Here is a 2519-nt window from a genome sequence, read left to right on the forward strand (position 1 = left end):
GGCGGCCGGCGACAGTGGCGCCGAAGCACACGCTGGCCTGGCCGGTGCAGCGCTGCAACAGCAGCAGCCAGGCCGATTGCACCAGGGTGTTGACCGTGACCCGGTTGGCCCGGGCGAAGGCTTCGATACGGGCGGTCTGCTCAGGGTCGAAAGCCACGCGGTGGTCGCCATGACCGCTACCGCCCGCGCCTGCGCTGCCGGCGATGGCCTGAGCCAGACGGGTCGGCTCGTCCAGGGCCGCAAGCTGGGCTTTCCAGAAGGCTTCGGCAACGGCTGCGTCCTGGCCCTGCAGCCAGGCGATGTAGTCGCGGTAGTGCGTGGCCTGGGCCTGCGGCACCAGGCCGGCGTAACGCTGCAGCACTTCGCCCAATAGGCGCGAGGTGCTCCAGCCGTCCATGAGGATGTGGTGGTTGGTGTAAATCAGGTGGTGGCGAGCATCGCCAGTGCGTACCAGTACCAGGCGCAGCAGCGGCGCGGCGGTCAGGTCGAAACCGCGCTGGCGCTCGCCCTCGGCGAGGGCCTGCAATGCCTGCTCCAGCGCCGGCTGGCCACGCCAGTCATGCTCGCTGCAGGGCAGTTCGACGGCCTTGCGAACCACCTGTACGGCCTGCTCCAGTTCGCCTTGCAGGATGAAACCGCTGCGCAGGATGTCGTGGGCATCGAGTGTGGCCTGCCAGGCTTGGTGGAAACGCTGCACATCCAGCCCCTCCACATCCACGCGCAGCTGGTTGATGTAGTTGCCGGCCTGCTGGTCGTAAAGGGTGTGGAACAACATCCCTTGCTGCATGGGTGACAGCGGATACACATCGGCGATCTGGCCGGGCTCCAGCGGCAGGCTGTCAAGCTGCGCCTGGGTCAGCGCGGTCAGCGGGAAGTCCGACGGAGTCACGCCCTGGTGCCGCGCATCGCAGCAGTGCTCGACCAGCTCTGCCAAGGCCTGCCCGTAAGCCTGGGCCAGCTTTTCGATGGTGGCCGGATGATGAACGTCGGCGCTGTAGGTCCACTCCAGGAACAGCTCGCCGCCGTACACCTGGCCGGTGATGCTCAGCCAGTTGCCCAGCTGTGCGCCGGCACATTGGGTACGGCCTGCGCTTTCCCCGCTCGGGGTGAACAGGGCGCCGGCCTCGGCATCGAAGCTGGCATCGAACTGGCCCAGGTAGTTGAAGGTGACACGAGCCTGAGTGGCACGCTCGAGCCGGTCACGCACTTCAGCATCGCCAAAGTAACGCAGCAAGCCGTAGCCGAGGCCTTTGTCTGGCACGCCGCGCATTTGCTCCTTGATCGCCTTGATCGACTGGCCAAGGTCCTGGCCGGGTGTGAGGCGCACCGGGAACAGGCTGGTGAACCAGCCCACGGTGCGGCTGAGGTCGAGGTCGTCGAACAGGTCTTCGCGGCCATGGCCCTCCAGCAGTACCTGCACGTGGTCCTGTGCGCTCCACTGGCACAGGGTGCGCGCCAGCGCGGTCAGCAGCAGGTCGTTGATCTGCGTGCGGTAGGCCGCCGGAGCCTGTTTCAGCAACTTGGCGGTGCGCTCGGCATCCAGCCGTGTGGCGGCGGTACGGGCATGGGTGTTGGCCAGGCTGCCCTGCGGGTTGTCACGCGGCAGTTCGCCGGAGTCGCCGGCCAACGCCTGCAACCAGTAGTCGCGCTGTGCTTGCAGCGTCGGGCTGCTGGCATGGCTGGCCAGGCGCTCGGCCCAGGTCTTCACCGCGGTGGTCTTGGCGGGCAGGCTCACGACCTGGCCGCCCAGCAGTTGCCGGTAGGCCGCTTGCAGGTCTTCCAGCAACACCCGCCACGATACGCCGTCGACCACCAGGTGATGGACCACCAGCAGCAGACGCTGCTGGCCATCGGCGAAGTCGAACAGTTCGGCACGCAGCAGCGGCCCGTGCTCCAGGTTCAGGCTGGCCTGCACCTGGTTGCCGGCAGCATCCAGTTCACTCAGTGCGGCCAGGTTGCGCTGGTGCAGCAGTGGTGCATTGTCCAGCGGCTGGAAGCGTGCCTGCCACTGGCTTTCACCACGGCTGAAGCGCAGGCGCAGGGCATCGTGCTGCTCGACCACGGCGCGCAGGGCTGCCTCCAGGTGTTGCACCTGCACCGGGCTGGCCGGCTTGAGCAGTACCGACTGGTTCCAATGCGCCGGCTGGGCGATCTCCATCTCGAAGAAGCGCGCCTGGGCCGGCAGCAACGCCACCTCGCCGCTAGTGGCGGTATCGGCGGCTGCGGCCGCAACCGCTTGCCTGGCTTCGATGCGCTTGGCCACTTGGGCCAGCTGGGCGATGGTCTGTTGTTCGAACAACTGCTTGGGGGTGATCCTGATGCCCTGGCGTTTGGCCCGGGCGATGATCTGCAGGCTGAGGATAGAGTCGCCGCCCAGTTCGAAGAAATTGTCGGTGCTGCCAACCTGCTCCAGCTTGAGCACATCGGCCCACACCGCAGCCAGCTTTTCCTCGATATCGCCTTGCGGCGCCACATGGCCACGGCTGACCGCGCCCGGTGCCGGCAAGGCACGTTTGTCG

The 2519-nt window shown here is 67.1% G+C and carries 1 protein-coding gene; it reads right to left on the minus strand.

All coding sequences use genetic code 11. From position 1 onward, the window contains the following. A partial coding sequence (locus JV551A3_RS23945) for a condensation domain-containing protein (protein ID WP_235874638.1) occupies nucleotides 1-2519 on the minus strand: 2519 nt, incomplete at both ends.

The sequence above is a fragment of the Pseudomonas inefficax genome (assembly GCF_900277125.1).
GTDB lineage: Bacteria > Pseudomonadota > Gammaproteobacteria > Pseudomonadales > Pseudomonadaceae > Aquipseudomonas > Aquipseudomonas inefficax.